Below are 17,288 nucleotides of genomic sequence, written 5' to 3'. Positions count from 1 at the left end.
CTAAAAAAGCTGAAGAAGTAAAGCCAGAAGAAAAGAAAGAAGCTAAAGCCGAAAAAGAAGCAAAAAAAGCTTCATCTTCGACATCAAAAAAACAAACTTCGTCAGCAAGTAAAACTACTGCAAAACCTGCAAACAAAACAACAAGTAAAACTGCAGGAAAAACCAGGAAAACAGCTGCAAAAAAGACAACTTCTTCAAGAAAGACAGTAAAAAAAGATAGTGATACTACAGCTAAGGCTAAAACTACCGCAAATAAAACTGTAAAAAAAGAAGACAGTAAAACTGCAAGTAAGGTAAATACAACTGAAAAAGACAATAATAAAAAATAGCAAAAGGGAAAATGAAATATGAGAGCATATCATAATTCTAGAGACGAAATTTATAGAAAACCCTTCGGTGCCATCTGCATAGGTGGCACTGTTTCTGTTTGTTTAGACCTGTTTGAAGAAGAAAATGCACAAGTTAAGTTAAGGGTATGGATAGACAAAAAGGGTGAAAGTATTTTTCAAATGCAAGAAGAAAAAATAGATGATTATGTAAGACATAGTTTCAATTTAAAATGTAATGAAGCGTGTATAATATGGTATAGTTTCATCATTGAAAAACAAGACGGAAACAAAGTTTATTATGGAGCAAAACAAGGAAGAACAGGAGGAGAAGGTGCATTATATTCTTATGAACCTCCTTCATTTCAAATTACAGTTTATAAAGAAAGAAAAGTTCCTAGTTGGTATAAAAACTCTGTGGTTTATCAAATTTTTCCTGATAGATTTAATAGGGGAAAAGATTTTGAAAAAAGAGTTAAAAACTTAGAAAAGAAAAGAAAAGGCCCAGAAAGAAAACTTGTATATAGTTGGAATGATAAACCTAAATATGATAAAGATGAACAAGGAAGAATTAAAAGCTGGGAGTTTTATGGTGGAACATTACAAGGTATTGTAGAAAAGCTTGATTATTTAAAGAATTTAGGAATTACGTCAATATATTTGAATCCTATATTTTCTGCTGCAAGCAACCATAGGTATGATACTGCAGATTATAATCAAATTGATGAGCTTCTTGGTGATGAGGAAGATTTTAAATATTTATGTAAAGAGGCAGAAAAGAAAGGTATTTCCATTATTTTAGACGGGGTATTTAATCATACAGGATGTGATAGTATATATTTCAATAAATATGGAAATTATGATGAAAAAGGTGCATTCCAAGGAAAAGAATCTAAGTATTATGACTGGTTTAATTTTAAAGAAGACGGTACTTATGATTGTTGGTGGGGTGTGGATGATTTACCAAATGTGAATGAAAGCTGTGAAAGTTATCAAGAATTTATATATAAAAATGAAGACAGCATAATAAAAAAATGGTTACAATTAGGAGCAAAAGGCTGGAGACTCGATGTTGCAGATGAACTTCCCGATGAATTTATAAAAGGAATAAAAAATGCCGTAATTGCAAAAAAAGGTAATGATGGGGTACTTATGGGTGAAGTTTGGGAAGATGCAAGCAATAAAATAAGTTATGGAGAACTTAGAAAATACTTTCAAGGTGAAGAACTTGATTGTGTTATGAATTATGTGTTTAGAGATGGTATTGAGAACTTTGTTTTAGGTAAAATTTCTGCTTATGATTTGGCAGAAAGTTTAATGAGTTTATATGAAAATTATCCAAAAGAGAATTTTTATTCCTCTTTAAACTTGCTTGGAAGTCACGATAGAATGCGTATAATGACACTTCTTGGAGACGCTGTTGATGAAAATACTTTAAGTGAAGATGAAAAAAGAGAATATAGATTAAATGATCATCAAAGAGGTATAGCAAAAGGAAGATTATGGCTTGCTGTTTTAACACAAATGTTGATGCCCGGAGTTCCATGTATCTATTATGGAGACGAAGCAGGGCTTGAGGGATATTCTGATCCATATAACAGAGCTTCATTCCCATGGGAAAAAATAGATATGGATAACCTTTCTATTTATAGAAATGCAATATCTCTTAGAAAAATTTATCCTGTGTTTATAAAAGGGGATTTTGATCCTGTATCATTCAATGATGACGTCTTTGGATTTTATAGAAAAAATGATAAATCAAAAGCTCTTTTATTAATTAACAGAAGTTTATCAAATGTTTATGATATTAAATTAAAAGAAGATTGGAAAGCTAATGATATTGTAACAGGTGCTGATATGATTAAAGATGAACAAGGATATTATAATGTAACAATATATCCTTTAGGTTCGTCTGTAATTCATTTTAGAAATGACAATGCACTTTGCGCAGAAATGGAAAGAGGAAGCGGAGTATTATGTCATATAACTTCAATACCAGGAGGAACATTAGGTAAACCGGCAAAAGATTTTGTTGATTTTCTTGCAAGAGCAAAACAAAAATATTGGCAAATACTACCTGTTAATCCAACGGATACCTTTGGTTCACCATATTCCGGACAATCAGCATTTGCAGGAAATATTAATTTAACGGGTTATTCAATTTCAGAGCTTGAAAATAAATATAAACATTTTAATAAAAAAGATAGTGATTTTATTAATTTCAAAAAAGAAAATGATTATTGGCTTGATGCTTATGCGATGTATATGGCAATAAAGGATGTTGAAGGAAATTATGAAAATCATAAAAAATATTCTATAGATTTTTATAAAAATAAAAAGCTAGGAAAAAGAGCTGATTTTTACAAGTTTACTCAATTTGTTTTTGAACAAATGTGGCAGGATTTGCACAGTTATGCAAATGAAAAAGGAATTAAAATAATAGGTGATATGCCTATGTATGTTTCTGCTTCATCTTGTGATGTTTGGGCAGATCCAGAATATTTTACTGTAAATGAAAATGGAGAAATTGAAAAAGAAGCAGGAGTTCCACCTGATTATTTTTCTAAAGAAGGTCAGCGTTGGGGTAATCCATTATATAACTGGGATAAAATAAAGGAAGATAATTATTCTTGGTGGCTAAAAAGATTAAAAAGAGCAATTTCACTTTATGATTTTACAAGATTAGATCATTTTAGAGGATTTGAGGCTTATTGGTCTGTTCCAAAAGGAGAAAAGGCTATAAAAGGTGAATGGATACTTGGTGTCGGAACTGAGGTATTTGAAAAGGCTTATGAAGAATTTGGAGCATTACCGTTTATTGCTGAAGATCTTGGAACGATTACTCCTGGAGTAAGAGCTTTACTTGAAAAAACAGGTTTCCCTGGAGCAGATGTTATTCAGTTTTATGATAAAGATCCAGAAAATTATATTCCGCCTTTAAATAAGATAGCTTATAGCGGAACGCACGATAATCAAACTCTTAGAGGCTGGTGTATAGACAGATATTTTGGCGGTGAAGAAAATGATGAAAATAAAAAATATATTGATGAAAAGATAGAAATATTAAAAGATAAATTATATTCTTGCCGAAGCAATATTGTTATAATGCCTCTTCAAGATGTGTTGAATTTAGGGGATGAATCGAGAATGAATAAACCTGGAACAGTTGATGAGAACTGGAAATGGCAGGCTTTAAAAGAACAATTAGAAGGTTATGATGAGAAGTTAAGAATTTTAACAGAAAAAAATAACAGATAAAAAAATACCCATATGGGTATTTTTTTATATTAATATTAATTTTGCAGCCCCACAAATTCCGGCATCGTTACCTAAACTTGCAAGTTCAAACTTTATATTTCTGTTTGCAAAATATGCTTTTTTGTCAAAATATTTCTTTACATATTCTATTATAACATTTCCTGCTTTTGACACGCCTCCGCCTATTAAAATAATTTCAGGGTCAATTATTACTGCAATATTTGCAATTGCGTATCCTAAGTATTTACCAAACTCTTCAATAACTTCTTTTGATATTTCATCGCCATCTTTTAAGGCATCAAAAACATCTTTTGAAGTTATATCATCTTTATTAAGAATACTTTTTTTATTTGTTTTTTCTAACTTATTTTTAGCTAAATTTACAATTCCTCTTGCGGAAGCATATTGTTCAAGACAACCTTGACCTTTACAACCACAGTGTTTATCTTCGTTGTAATTAACTTTTAAATGTCCGATTTCACCACCTGCACCATTTGAACCAATAAGAGGTTTACCGTTTATTATTATTCCTCCTCCGACACCGGTGCCTAAAGTTATCATTATCAAGTTATTATAATTTTTACCTGAACCTAACCACATCTCACCTAAAGCTGCCATGTTTGCATCGTTTCCTGTCTTTATTTTAAATCCTGTTAGTTCATGTAATTCTTTGATAACCTCTTTATACTCCCAATTAAGATTTGCTGAACCTCTTACAATACCTTCTTCTTTTATTGGAGCGGGAACCCCAACTCCTGCGCCTAAAATATTTTTTTTATTTATTTGTTTTTCATTAATTTTATCTAAAAGAGATTTTGAAATATCAGGTAAAATATATTTACCTCCTTCTTGTTTATGTGTTGGAATTTCCCATTTATCAATTATCGTTCCATTATCTTGAAATAAACCTATTTTTACGGTTGTTCCACCTATATCTACACCAAAGCAGTAATTCATTTTTTCTCCTATCTAAATATTATTTTCAATTAAATATTTTAGTCCAAATGCCATTACTTTAGAGTCTTTTATTTCACCATTTAAAATCATATTTTTTAATTCTTTTTTTGAAACTTTTACTATATTTATAAATTCATCTTCATCTAAATCTTGTTTTTCCTTAACTTCTAAATCGTCACAAATAAAATAATAAATAACCTCATCAGAATATCCGCTTGCAGGATAAGTTTCGCCAAAAGATTTTATATTTTTTGCTATATATCCTGTTTCTTCTCGAAGTTCTCTTAACGCAGCTTCTTTTATGTCTTCTCCTTTTTCAAGTTTTCCTCCCGGAAACTCAAGAGTTTCTGATTTTACAGCTTGTCTATATTGTTTTATTAAAATTATTTCTCCTTCTTTTGTTATGGGAATAATTGAAACAGCACCGTTAGTTTTTATTATTTGTCTTTTTGCAGTTTCGTTATTTGGAAGTAAAACTTCTTCTTGAGCTATATCAAACACCATGCCTTTAAATACTATATCACTTGAAATTGTTTTTTCTTTTAAATCCATTTTATTCTCCTTTACTTTTAAATTATACTATAAAAATAGTAATTTATAAGAAGAAAATTAATAATAAAAAAGGTAAAAAGCTTAATTTAAGCTTTTTACCTTAGATGTTTTTATAAAGAAGAATCCTCCAATAACAAACATCACCGCAAGAATTCCAACTCCTGTATTAATGTTTCCGCTTATTTGGCTTACCAAAGATACCAAGAATGTTCCAAGTATTGAAGCACCTTTTCCGCAAATATCATATATTCCAAAATATTCACCTGATTTATTCTTTGGAATTATTGATGCAAAATATGAACGTGAAAGAGATTGAATTCCTCCTTGGAATGCTCCTACACAAATTGCAAGTATCCAAAATTGATATTGAAGTTTCATAGTCATTCCATATAAAACTATGAAGAAGTATGCTGTTATACATACTAATATTAATTTAAACACATCTGTTTTTGTGCTTAATTTCCCAAAAAACAAAGCAGTAGGGAATGCGACAATTTGTGTTACAAGTAAAGCTAGTAATAAACCTTCGGATTTTAAACCAAGAGCGGTGCCATATGCAGTTGCCATATCTATTATTGTATATACACCGTCTATATAGAAGAAAAAGGCTATTAAGAAAAACAGTACTTTTTTATTTTTCTTTAGTTCGTTGAATATTTTAGATAACCTTATAAAACTTTCTTTTAATGGATGATGTGTTGGTTCAACATAATTTTTTTGTTTGTATTTTCTCCATAAAGGCATTGCAAATAGAATCCACCAAACAGCAGTGATTAGAAATGCCAAAAACATAGCGACTTGTATTGATAAACCGATTTTATCATAGAATAAAACTACTACAAGAGATAAAATAAATGGAATACAACTTCCAATATATCCCCAAGCATATCCACTTGCTGAAACTCTATTCATTTTTTCCGGGGTTGTAACATCAGTAAGCATTGAATCATAGAATACCAAGTTTATAGAATATGCTGATTTTGCAAGTACAAATAATAATAAAAACCATATCCATGATTGAATTATTCCAAGAAGAACACATCCAACTGATCCAATTAACAATGATACAGAAAAAAGTTTCTTTTTCCATCCCGGAAAATCTGATATTGTTCCAAAAAATGGAGCAAGCAAAGCAACTATTATTGTTGATATTGTCGTTGCATATCCCCAGTATGCAAGGTAGTTTACTTCTGAGATACCTTGAGAGCTTGCAAGTTGGTTAAAATAAATAGGCATTATTGTTGTAACGAGCATTGTAAATGCAGAGTTTCCAACATCATATAAAACCCATTTCTTTTCTATTTCATTAAATTTCGATTTCATACTTTTCTTCTTCCTCCAATGATAATACTAAAATGTCCTGCCAATTTTCGTTTGGTCCAAAAGTTTTGTCAAATGCTTTTGATAAAGAAGTATTATTATCCAATTTATCAATTAAAATATTTGTGTTTTCTATACACTTATTTATTGAATTATTCATTATCTTTTCAAGTCTTAAATTACTGTCAAGGCAAAGTTTGATTGGTTCTTTTTGCATTCTTAATTTATTTTTACTTTTATATTGTCCGCTTATATGAAGAACGAAAGAAACAAGTTCTCTTTGCCATAAATGTGCTCCAAGTAAAAAACTATCATAAAAGGATATTGAATTTATAGAATGAAAAATTTCATCTGGAGTTATACCTTTATAAAAGTCTGAAATTATTTTACTGTTTTCTTTACTAATATTTATCCAATTTAATCTTTGTTTTTTCTTTGGATCGATATTATTTTTTTTCATTAAATATCTCTCAAATTCCCACTCTATGTCATAATGAGTTACTTTACTTGTATATATTTTGTTTTCTATGTATCCATGAGCATTGCTGTCAAAAGTAAAGTGACATAAAAATCCTAGTAAATAAGATAAATATTTATTAAAATTTTCTTCTTCTATGGAATGTAGAGTATCTATTGCACTGTTAAAAAATATACTTCCTTTTTCATCGTGCATATCATTTCCAAATTTTGTAACATTATTTGATTTTAAAGGTTTGTAATAAAATAATATATCAGGTCCTTGTAAACCTATATTAAATAAATCTTTGTTTTCAATTACTATATTTTTTATTTCTTTTGGATATTTGTCTAAAACTTTTTGTCCAAATATGTAGTGAGCTGTAATTCCAGGCAAAATAAAAACCTCCAAATGTTATATTTAATACTTTATCATAAACTAAAAACAGATTGTATATAAACTGAAAAAAATATTAATATTTTTCAAAAATTTTACATTTGTAAAATATTAAAATAAAATGTCGATATATGTTATATTATATAATAAATACATAATTAATAAAATAAATTTAGGAGAATAAAATGGGTATATTACAAGGATTAAAAATTTTAGATTTTACAACACTTCTTCCCGGACCTTATGCAACACTGCTTCTTGCAGATATGGGAGCAGAAGTATTAAAAATAAGCAGTAAAGATAGATTTGATTTGGTAACTCATTGGCCTCCGATTATTGATAATTCAGATATTACTGCTTCTGCAGCATGGCTTGGAAGAAATAAAAAAAGTATATACTTAAATTTAAAAAAAGAAAAATCAATTGAAGCTGTAAAAAAATTAATAATGGAATATGATATTATTATTGAACAGTTTAGACCTGGTGTAATGAAAAAACTTGGACTGGATTATGATACTTTAAGTAAAATTAATCCGAAACTTATTTACTGTTCTTTAACTGGATACGGTCAAAGTGGTGAGTTAAAAGATAGAGCAGGTCATGATATAAATTATTTATCAAGAAGTGGTTTAATGGCTTCTTCAGGCAGGAAAAAATCAGGACCATCTCTTTACAATATGCAAGTTGCGGACCTTGCGTCGGGTTCTATGAATAGTGTTGCCTCAATTTTAGCGGCAGCCTATAATAGAGAAAAAAGAGGCATTGGAGAATATATAGACATATCAATGCTTGATGGTATGATACCTTTTAATACAATGGACGGAATTTCTTTTTTAACTTCAAATATAGCTCCTAAAAGAGAAAGCCAAGTATTAAACGGCGGAGGTATATATGATTTTTACGAAACAAAAGACGGAGAATATATTAGTGTAGCAGCATTAGAACCAAAATTTTTCTATAATTTATGTATGGCTTTAGGATATGAAGATTGGGCTGATGGTAAAATTTTAAAAACAGATACAAAACTTGTAAAAGAAACATTAAAAGAAAAATTTAAAGAAAAGACAAAAGAAGAATGGAGTATATTTTTTAAAGATGTTGATGCATGTGTTGAACCTGTAATGTCTTTAAATGAAACAAAAGAAGATAAACATCTAAATCAAAGACAGATGTTTGTTGAAACTAAACTTCCTCATAAAAAAGAGATAAAAGTAAAACAGGTTGGGTGTCCAATTAAGTTTTTAAATAGTCCTGTTGAATATGAATATGCAGGATATCCTGAAGGATATCATACTAAAGATGTTTTAAATTATTTGGGATATAGTGATGAAGATATTGAGGATATGATTTAAAAAGATATTGCTTTTGCAGTATCTTTTTTTTATTTTATAAAAAATTTACAAACCTTTTACCGAAAAGGAAAGGTAACAATATTTTACATTATGATAAAATTTAAAATATTATATAAAAAGGAGACTAATGTTTTGGAATATCCTCAAATAGAAAAGTATGAATATAAAAGTCCAAGTTATGAACTAAAGAAAAGAGAAAATATTAATAAAAATATTGAAAAGCATTTAAATATAAGAAGATTTGTCTTGTCTGATGATAATAAATGTTTTAAATCTATAAAAGATAATAAAGATGAAATATCTTTAATTTTTACAGGTGATTTATTATGCTTAGAAAACATGATTGAAAAATATTCTAAAAAAGATGGTGGATATGATTTTTCATTATGTTTTAAATATGTTAAACCTATTTTTGAAAAAGCAGATTTTGTTTGCGGAAATTTAGAAACCGTAATATCGCAAACAGCTCCTTACAGAGGTGAAATATTAACACATGAAGGACCATATTATTGCAATGCCCCATATGAATATTTAGAGGCTCTTTCTTTATGTGGTTTTGATATGCTTACAACTGCAAATAATCATACTATTGATGCAGGTGTAAGAGGAATTGTAGATACAATTAATAATATAAAAGATATTGGTATTATTCAAACAGGTACATTTTTAAAGAAAGAAGATAAATTTGTAATTGTTGATATATGTGGTATAAAAGTTGGTTTTACAGCCTTTTCAACTTCTTATAATAAAATGCAGCTTAACTTAAACAGACAAGGCAGAATAAACTTACTTAATACTTATACCCAAAATAGAGCTCAAAGTGTATTTGATAAAATGAAAGAAAGAGGAGCAGAAATAACAGTATGTTTTCCGCATTGGGGAAAAGAATATACTTCTGAAATTACACAAAGACAATATTCAATGGCTGAAAACTTATCTAATATAGGCTATGACTTTATTGTAGGTTCTCATGCACATGTTATTCAAAAGTTTGAAAAAATAAATGATAAACCTGTACTTTTCTCTTTGGGAAATTTAATTTCTCATTTAAACACTTTTGCTGATTCAAATTTTTCAGAGTACACACTTCTTTATAATTTAAAATTACGAAAAGAAAATGGACAAATAAAATCAAAAATTGAATTTATACCATGTAAAATTGTAAAAAATTATAAGGGAATTCCATTTACTGTATTACCTATTGTAGAATCTTTGGGACTTACGGAGGAAAAAGTTCCAATGCTTAAAAATACATATGAAGATGTAAGTAAACTTCTTGAAAATAACGAAATAATATTAAATACAAATATAGAAGTTTCTTCAAATTCAATAGATGATTTAAGAAAAAATGAAGATAAAGATATAAATGAAGTACTTAATATTTTAAAAGACAAAAAGAAAAATATAAGTAAAAACAGATCAGTAAAAATAAATATTCCTGAACTAACAGAAAATGATAATTTTAATTATTATAAGGAAGAAAAAGAAGGAATATATGAAATATATGACGATTATGCTGTTCTTCATTCTTTTTTAAGTATGAGCAGTGTAGTTAAGCTAAGTGAAAATGTAGATGGAAAAACTGTATATTATGTAAACAATGATATAGAAAAAAATGATAGTACAAGACTAGTTTATTTGGGAAAACAAACAAAGAAAATAGGAAAAGAAGCCTTTAAAAATTTTACAAATTTAGAAAGTGTAAGATTTTTTGATGAAGTAACAAAGATAGAAAAAAACGCATTTGAAAATTGTATAAAAATGAGTGGCTTATGGCTTCCGGAGTCATTAAAATGTATTGAAAAAAATGCATTTTTAAATTGTGAAAATTTATTAAGTATTAAGATACCACCATCAGTTACAAGTATAGATAAAGATGCTTTTGTTGGATGTAATAATTTAACAATATATTGCGAAAAAGGAAGTTATGCAGATAAATTTGCAAATGAAAATAGAATATGTGTTAAATATATGCCTTTAATAACTAAAAAGGATAATAATATAAGTTTAAATAAAGAAATAGTAGGAACAATGAATGGACCTAATGATAAACATCCAGCTACTATTATTTCAACATGTTATATTTTGGGAACACCTCTTCCATATTATGCAAAATGTAAAAATCAACCTTCAAAATATATAAAATATAGAGCTTTTGATGGAACACTTGAAAGTATAGTTAAATTACTTGGAAGTAAAATGCCTGAAATTGATAAAGAGGAATTTAAAAAGAAATATAAGTCTTTTAAGAGAAAATATAAATCACAGAAAAATTTAAAATATAACAATGTAAATCTTACAGTATATTTTTGTGATTGGTTATTATATTGTAGCCAAAGAGGATTTACTCATAATTGTTATTTTGATTATGAACTTTATAATAAAGAGCCTGATATAAGAGATACATTTTTAAACGAAGGATACAGAAAGAGAGTTCACAAAGCTTGCAATAAAAAAGAATATAGAAAAATATTTTTGGATAAAGCATTGTTTAACGAAACTTTTAAAAAGTATGTAAAAAGGGATTGGCTTGATGTAAGTTGTTGTTCTTTTGATGAATTTAATACTTTTATAAAAAAACATGAAGAATTTTTTGCAAAGCCTGTAAGAGGAACTGGTGGAGCAGGTGCAAGAGTAATAAAAACAAATGATGATACAGCTCAAAATTTATTTGAACTTTGTAAAGAAGAAGGTTTGATAATTGAGGAAATAATTAAACAAAATAGTGAAATAGCAAAGTTTAATGAAAGTACATTAAATACTGTTAGAGTTTATACTTTAGTATGTGCCGATAATACAGCAAAAGTAATGGGTGCCGTTGCAAGATTCGGAAGAGCCGGAAATGTTATAGATAACTTTCATGGAGGTGGAGTTGCTGCAACAATAGATGTTGAAAGTGGAAAAGTTAATCAAGCAATAAACAGAGCTCACATAAGAACAGATATACATCCTGATTCTAAAGAAAAGATTTTAGGGTTTAAATATCCTTACTGGGATAAGTTAAAAGAAGCAGTATGCGATGCTGCATTGAAAGTGCCCGAAATGAGACATATTGGTTGGGATGTATGTATTACGGAAAATGGAGATGTTGAATTTGTAGAGGGAAATGGTAAACCTAATTTCGATGTATTACAATCTCCAGACCAAATTGGAAAAAAACATATTTATGAAGATAAAATAAGAGAAGTTGAAGATATAGAAGGAATAAATCCTATTGTTTATGACAAGATAATGATAAATACAAAAAATATGGAGATAGGATTTATCAGAATGCTTCCAAGGAGATTAAAAAGAAAAATAAAGAGATTAATAAATAGATAAAATAAAAAATATCCTTAACATTATGTTAAGGATATTTTATTTAAAAAATTAAAGTAAAACCTTTATTTCTATTATGTAAATTAAATGTATAAATTAATATTTTTAATATTTTTATTGATATAATTAGTCTAAATTTCTAAGAGGGGAACAATGGTAATTGTAATAAAGTTAGGAAAGAAATTTATCAATATAGTTTATTATTTTATAAAAAAATTTAACCCTATAAAAGAAAATAAAGTTTTATTTTTAAGCAGGCAGTCTAATACTTTAAGTTTGGATTTTTTACTATTACAAAATGAGCTTATAAATATGACATCAAATAGAATTGAAATAAAATACATATGTAACAGATTAGATGATAATAAAAAAGGAATAATTAAATTTATTATTGATTCTTTTAAAAGTATGTATCATCTTGCTACAAGTAAGGTTTGTGTATTAGATTCTTATTGGCCTATAGTTTCTATTTGTAAACATAAAAAAGAATTAACAATAATACAGATGTGGCATTCTATCGGAAAAATAAAAAAATCCGGACATCAGACAGTTGGAAAACCTTCCGGAAGAAGTAAAGAAATTTCTAATTTATTATGTATGCATCAAAATTACGACATAATTATTTCATCGGCAGAATCCTGGAATCAATTTTACCTTCAATCTTTTAATACCAGTTTAGATAAACTTTATAACATAGGTCTTCCAAGAATAGACTATCTTTTGCGAACGAATGAATTTAATAAAGAAAGAATTTTAGATGAATATCCTTTTTTAAAAGAAAAAAAAGTAATTTTATATGCGCCTACTTTTAGAAGAAATATTATTCCCAAATGGGAAGAGCTTTTAGAATATATAGATTTTGATAAATATTTTTTAATTGTAAAAAGTCATCCAAATCAAAAAATAAATACAGATAATCCAAATATACTAACTTGTCCTGAATTTAGTGCAGTAAGACTTCTTTCTGTTTGTGAGTACTTAATTACAGATTATTCTGCAATTGCGGTAGAAGCGGCAATTTTAAATAAAAAAACTTACTATTATCTTTATGATTATGATGAATACCTAATAAAAAATGGAGTTAATGTTGATCCATTTTATTCAATGCCGGGATGTGCTTTTAAAAATGCAAAAGATTTGATTATGGACTTGGAATCAGGTAATTACAATCAAAATTCTCTTGATAATTACAGAGAAAAATATTTGCCAAAAGAACTTGGAACATCTACTGCAAAACTTGCACAGTTAGTCTTAGATAAATTGTCATAGAAAAGAGAGAAATTATGTTTGAACTTGCGAAGAAAATTTTAAAAAAAATAAAATTATTTGTTATATATTTTAGAAGAATTATATTTGTAAAAAATCATTTTAAATGTCCTTTTTATAAAAAAATAAGAGCAAATCTTACAAGAGGTTTTTTGGCAGATCAATGGATGCTATATGATTTAGACCACAATGATAAAAATGAGTATTTATCTGAATTTGATTGGTACAGGTCAAGATATATAAATGAACCTTTTGATTTTATGTTTAATAATAAAATTGTAGCAAACGAAGTGTTGAAACAATATATTAAAGTTCCGGAAATTTATATGATAAAAAATAAAGGTTTTTTATCTATTTTTGATGATAGTGAAGTGGGCTATGACTATGCATTAAGACTTCTTAAAGAGCATAAAAAGTTATTTATAAAACCTTATGGAGCAGGAAAAGGAAAAGATGTTAATATTTTAACTTATGATAATGGTCATATTTTTGTAGATAGAAATGAATTAAATGAGAAACAGTTTGTTTCTTTTTTGGTTAAAAGGGATAATTGGATAATCGTGGAATGTATAAGTCAACACGAGTATGCAAATAAAATATATGATAAAACAGTAAATACAATAAGATTAATTACATTAAGAGATATTCATACCAAGAAAATAAAAATTTTCTTTGCCGTACAAAGAATAGGAACAAAAAAGACAATACCTGTAGATAATGGAAGCAGAGGAGGACTTGTTTCAAAAATAGATTTAGAAACAGGAGAATTATCCGAGGCAAGATGTCTTCATAACTTAAATGTATATAAAATTCATCCTGACTCTAAGGCACCTATAGAAGGAGTTAAAATTCCTAATTGGCAAGAGTTAAAAAAAGAAATTTTAGAACTTGCAAATAAAATTCCATATATGCATTTTATAGCTTGGGATATTTTATTAACTATTGAAGGAATATGTATTATTGAAGCAAATACATCCTCAGGTGTAAATATTATACAGCTTTGGGGAGGTCAGAGAAATAACGAACTTGGAGATTTTTACAGATATCATAAAGTAATAAAATAGAGGTAATATATGAAGTATATAATAATGGCTGATGGGAAAGGGAAAAGATGGCATAATTATAAAAATATTCCCAAGCATTTTATAGAAGTTAATGGGGAAAAGATTATAGAAAGAACTGTAAGGTTGTTAAATGAATTTGATAAGGACAGCGAAGTAATAATAACTTCTCATGATAAAAGGTATGAAATAAATGGTTCAAAAAGATATGAACCTAAACATAATATTTTAGAAATTGATAGATTTACAAATGAACTTATAGAAGATAATATATGTTTTTTATATGGTGACACATATTATTCTGATAAGGCAATGGAAAAAATTATAAAAATAAATACTGATGATTTATTGTTTTTTGGTAATGGTAAATCTATTGTTGCAATTAAGATAAAAGATTCAAATGTGTTTACTAAGCATGTTGAGAATGTAAGGAAATTATATTTAGAAGGTAAAATTGAAAAGTGTATAGGCTGGCAGGTGTATCAATCATTTCAAGGACTTTCTTTTGATGAAAAAGAAATAAAGGATAAATATGTTTATATTCAGGATGATACACAAGATTTTAATTCACCAAAGGATTATGAAAAGAATAAGGGGGTACTTATATAATGTCCTTTAATGACATAAAAAAATACGGATTAAATATTTTAGCTTTTCCAAATACTTCAAACGGTTTTACAGGTGCAGAGGCAAGAAAATGGATACGAGGAGTATATAGAAGTTATTTAAAAGATAAACATTATTCTTTTAAAGAAACAAGCTGGGCAGTAAAAAGAGGATTTTTACCTGAACAGGTGAGAAGTTTAAACATAAACGAAGAAAATTATAAGGATATTATATCTGCAAAGGATTATGCTTTTTTAAGACCAATTAATGGAATATATGGCAAGTGGATATCAGATAAGGTAACTATTTATAATATTTTTAAACCTTTTAGAGATAGAATGCCAAAATGTTTTTACCATATTACAAACAGATACAATGATAAACTTATTATTCCTCTTAATGTAAATAATAAAAATGATACATGGAAAGATGTAATTAATACAATAAAAGAAGAGAAAAAGGTTAGATTATATATTTCAAATAGTTCTCAAAGAGATTTGATTGAATGGGAACATGATAAGTTTTATATAAATAGAAAAAAGGTAAAAGAAAAAGAATTAATAGATTATATTTCAAAAATAAATAAAAGTGTTATTATTACAGAAGAATTAATTCCTAAAAAAGATTTTGAAGGAGGATTAATAAACTTAATAGTTTTTAACTCTAAAGGTGATAATCCTAAAATCGGAGATGCATATATTTCATTTGAAAAAAATAAATTTTTAAATAATAATATTGATATTTTAAAAAATACATCATTTAAAGAAGAGACAAACTTAAATGACGATGAAAATAACAATAATGATATTTTATTTAGATTATATGAAGAAGATTCTAATGATGAAGAATTAATGGAAATAGAAAACGAAGAATGGTATGAAAGTACTGTATATGCTTATATAGATACTATAAATGGTAAAATTTCAGATAGTGTAAGCATAAATAGAGGAAATAGAATAAAGAAAACAAAAAATCCAAATAATGATTATGCTATTCCAAGTAAAATTCCTTTTTGGAATGAGATTAAAGAAACCGTAAAAAATATAGGATATTTTGCTCCTGAACTTGAGTTTTTTGGTTTGAAGATAATGATAACAGATGATGGGTTTAAAATTATAAGTTGGGATGGTCATCCAGAATATCCTAAATCTGTTCCTTTTAGTATTGAAACATCAAAATATTTAAAATATAAAGTTGAGCAAAAAAGAAAAGCATATAAAGGCTTATCGGTAAAAACAAAAAGGGGAATGAAGAAAGTAAAACTTAAAGTAAGAGCCACATATGCAAAACTATTTTTCCCGAAAGGTTTACTTCCCTATCTTTCAATAAAATTTCCCAAAGAGCAGTTAAAAGACTTTATTACAAATAAGGATACTACATTTAAAGAAAAAATATGGGCAAAAAAACATGGTTTTATATCTTACAGAATAAATCAATACGGAATAAATGATGAGAATTATAATAATTATATTTCTGATTTTGAGTATAGATGGTTAAGACATATAAATAATGAATACAGAAAATGGATGGAAGATAAAATAACCGTAAAGTATATTTGTTCTGATTATAATAATTGTTTTCCTGAATATTATTACCATATAATTCTAAAAAATGGAAATAATAAAGTTATTTCTATGATGGATTGTCCCAAAGGGTATTCAAATACTTTTGAAGATATTTTTAAACTTGTAAAAGAAAAAAAATCACTTGCTCTAAAACCCGATGAAGGTTCTCATGGTGACGGATTTTATAAATTTGAATATTTAGACGGTAAATACTATCTTAATCATGAACAAGCAAAAAAAGAAGATGTGCTTAATATTTTAAAAGATGTTAATAATCAATACTTAATAACGGAATATATAAATATGCATCCTGTAATTAAAAATATATATTCAGGTGCTGTTAATACAATACGAATGATTGTATTTAAAAAAGATGGTAAAAATCCTGAAATAGGGAATGCTTATATGAGATTTGGATCTAAAAGAACCGGTGCCGTAGATAATATGGGAGCAGGGGGAATGTTTGCAAAAATTGATATTGAAACTGGAAAATTTTATGATGCAAAAATTATTGAAGATAATGAAATTAAACCTTGTTTATATCATCCTGATACTAATGTAAAAATAGAAGGTTATCTACCAAACTGGGAAAAAGTAAAACAGACAGTTTTGGATGTTGCAAGAAATATTCCCGAACTTGAATATTTTGGATTTGACCTTGCAATAACAGAGAGTGGAATAAAATTCCCGGAAATAAATAGGTTCCCTGATTACCCAGCTATTGAAAAATTATCTCCAAAAACAATGGATTATTTATTATATAAATTAAAAGAGAAAAAAATTTCTTATGGAGATGAGAATTTTAGAGGGAAATATAGTATAGTTAAACTTCCTATAAGGTAAAAAAGCTTCTT

General features: G+C 27.4%; 11 protein-coding genes. 7 read left to right on the top strand and 4 right to left on the bottom strand.

What is annotated here, in order from left to right:
• The first annotated feature begins 347 nt into the window (after window positions 1–347).
• A complete protein-coding gene (locus V2W16_RS02190) occupies window positions 348–3,584 on the top strand; it encodes a 4-alpha-glucanotransferase (protein ID WP_329380676.1) in 3,237 nt (1,078 codons plus the stop codon).
• A gap of 24 nt (window positions 3,585–3,608) precedes the next feature.
• Here the strand turns inward: V2W16_RS02190 and V2W16_RS02185 are convergent, their stop codons facing one another.
• From V2W16_RS02185 to V2W16_RS02170, 4 genes are all read right to left on the bottom strand, one after another.
• The gene (locus V2W16_RS02185) at window positions 3,609–4,541 is read right to left on the bottom strand and encodes an ROK family glucokinase (RefSeq protein WP_329380673.1); all 933 of its coding nucleotides are present in this window, start codon (window positions 4,539–4,541) and stop codon (window positions 3,609–3,611) included.
• A 12-nt stretch (window positions 4,542–4,553) separates the two neighbouring features.
• On the bottom strand, window positions 4,554–5,093 hold the full coding sequence (locus tag V2W16_RS02180; protein WP_329380670.1) for an NUDIX hydrolase: 540 nt from the start codon (window positions 5,091–5,093) through the stop codon (window positions 4,554–4,556).
• 81 nt (window positions 5,094–5,174) lie between these two features.
• Window positions 5,175–6,416: an MFS transporter gene (locus V2W16_RS02175; RefSeq protein WP_329380668.1), complete on the bottom strand. Its 1,242-nt coding sequence runs from the start codon at window positions 6,414–6,416 to the stop codon at window positions 5,175–5,177.
• A complete protein-coding gene (locus V2W16_RS02170; RefSeq protein WP_329380666.1) occupies window positions 6,400–7,266 on the bottom strand; it encodes a zinc dependent phospholipase C family protein in 867 nt (288 codons plus the stop codon). Before V2W16_RS02170 ends, V2W16_RS02175 begins: the two co-directional genes overlap by 17 nt.
• 185 nt (window positions 7,267–7,451) lie before the next feature.
• Between V2W16_RS02170 and V2W16_RS02165 the strand changes: the two genes are divergently transcribed.
• The 6 genes from V2W16_RS02165 to V2W16_RS02140 all read left to right on the top strand — a co-directional run bounded on the left by V2W16_RS02165 (window position 7,452) and on the right by V2W16_RS02140 (window position 17,277).
• Window positions 7,452–8,618: a CaiB/BaiF CoA transferase family protein gene (locus tag V2W16_RS02165; protein WP_329380664.1), complete on the top strand. Its 1,167-nt coding sequence runs from the start codon at window positions 7,452–7,454 to the stop codon at window positions 8,616–8,618.
• A 132-nt stretch (window positions 8,619–8,750) separates the two neighbouring features.
• Window positions 8,751–11,939, top strand: coding sequence for a CapA family protein (locus tag V2W16_RS02160; RefSeq protein WP_329380663.1), 3,189 nt, complete (start codon window positions 8,751–8,753; stop codon window positions 11,937–11,939).
• Window positions 11,940–12,089: 150 nt separating this feature from the next.
• Window positions 12,090–13,205, top strand: coding sequence for a CDP-glycerol glycerophosphotransferase family protein (locus V2W16_RS02155; RefSeq protein WP_329380661.1), 1,116 nt, complete (start codon window positions 12,090–12,092; stop codon window positions 13,203–13,205).
• 14 nt (window positions 13,206–13,219) lie between these two features.
• A complete protein-coding gene (locus tag V2W16_RS02150) occupies window positions 13,220–14,266 on the top strand; it encodes a sugar-transfer associated ATP-grasp domain-containing protein (RefSeq protein WP_329380659.1) in 1,047 nt (348 codons plus the stop codon).
• Window positions 14,267–14,275: 9 nt separating this feature from the next.
• Window positions 14,276–14,872 carry a glycosyltransferase family protein gene (locus V2W16_RS02145; protein ID WP_329380656.1) on the top strand — a complete coding sequence of 199 codons (597 nt, stop codon included), beginning with the start codon at window positions 14,276–14,278 and terminating at the stop codon, window positions 14,870–14,872.
• A complete protein-coding gene (locus tag V2W16_RS02140; protein ID WP_329380653.1) occupies window positions 14,872–17,277 on the top strand; it encodes a sugar-transfer associated ATP-grasp domain-containing protein in 2,406 nt (801 codons plus the stop codon). Before V2W16_RS02145 ends, V2W16_RS02140 begins: the two co-directional genes overlap by 1 nt.
• The last annotated feature ends 11 nt before the right edge of the window (window positions 17,278–17,288 follow it).

Origin of the sequence: Anaerofustis butyriciformans (assembly GCF_036289385.1) — a bacterium.
GTDB lineage: Bacteria > Bacillota > Clostridia > Eubacteriales > Anaerofustaceae > Anaerofustis > Anaerofustis butyriciformans.
The sequence above is the reverse complement of the archived record's forward strand: the minus strand, read 5'-3'. Positions and strand labels throughout refer to the sequence as shown.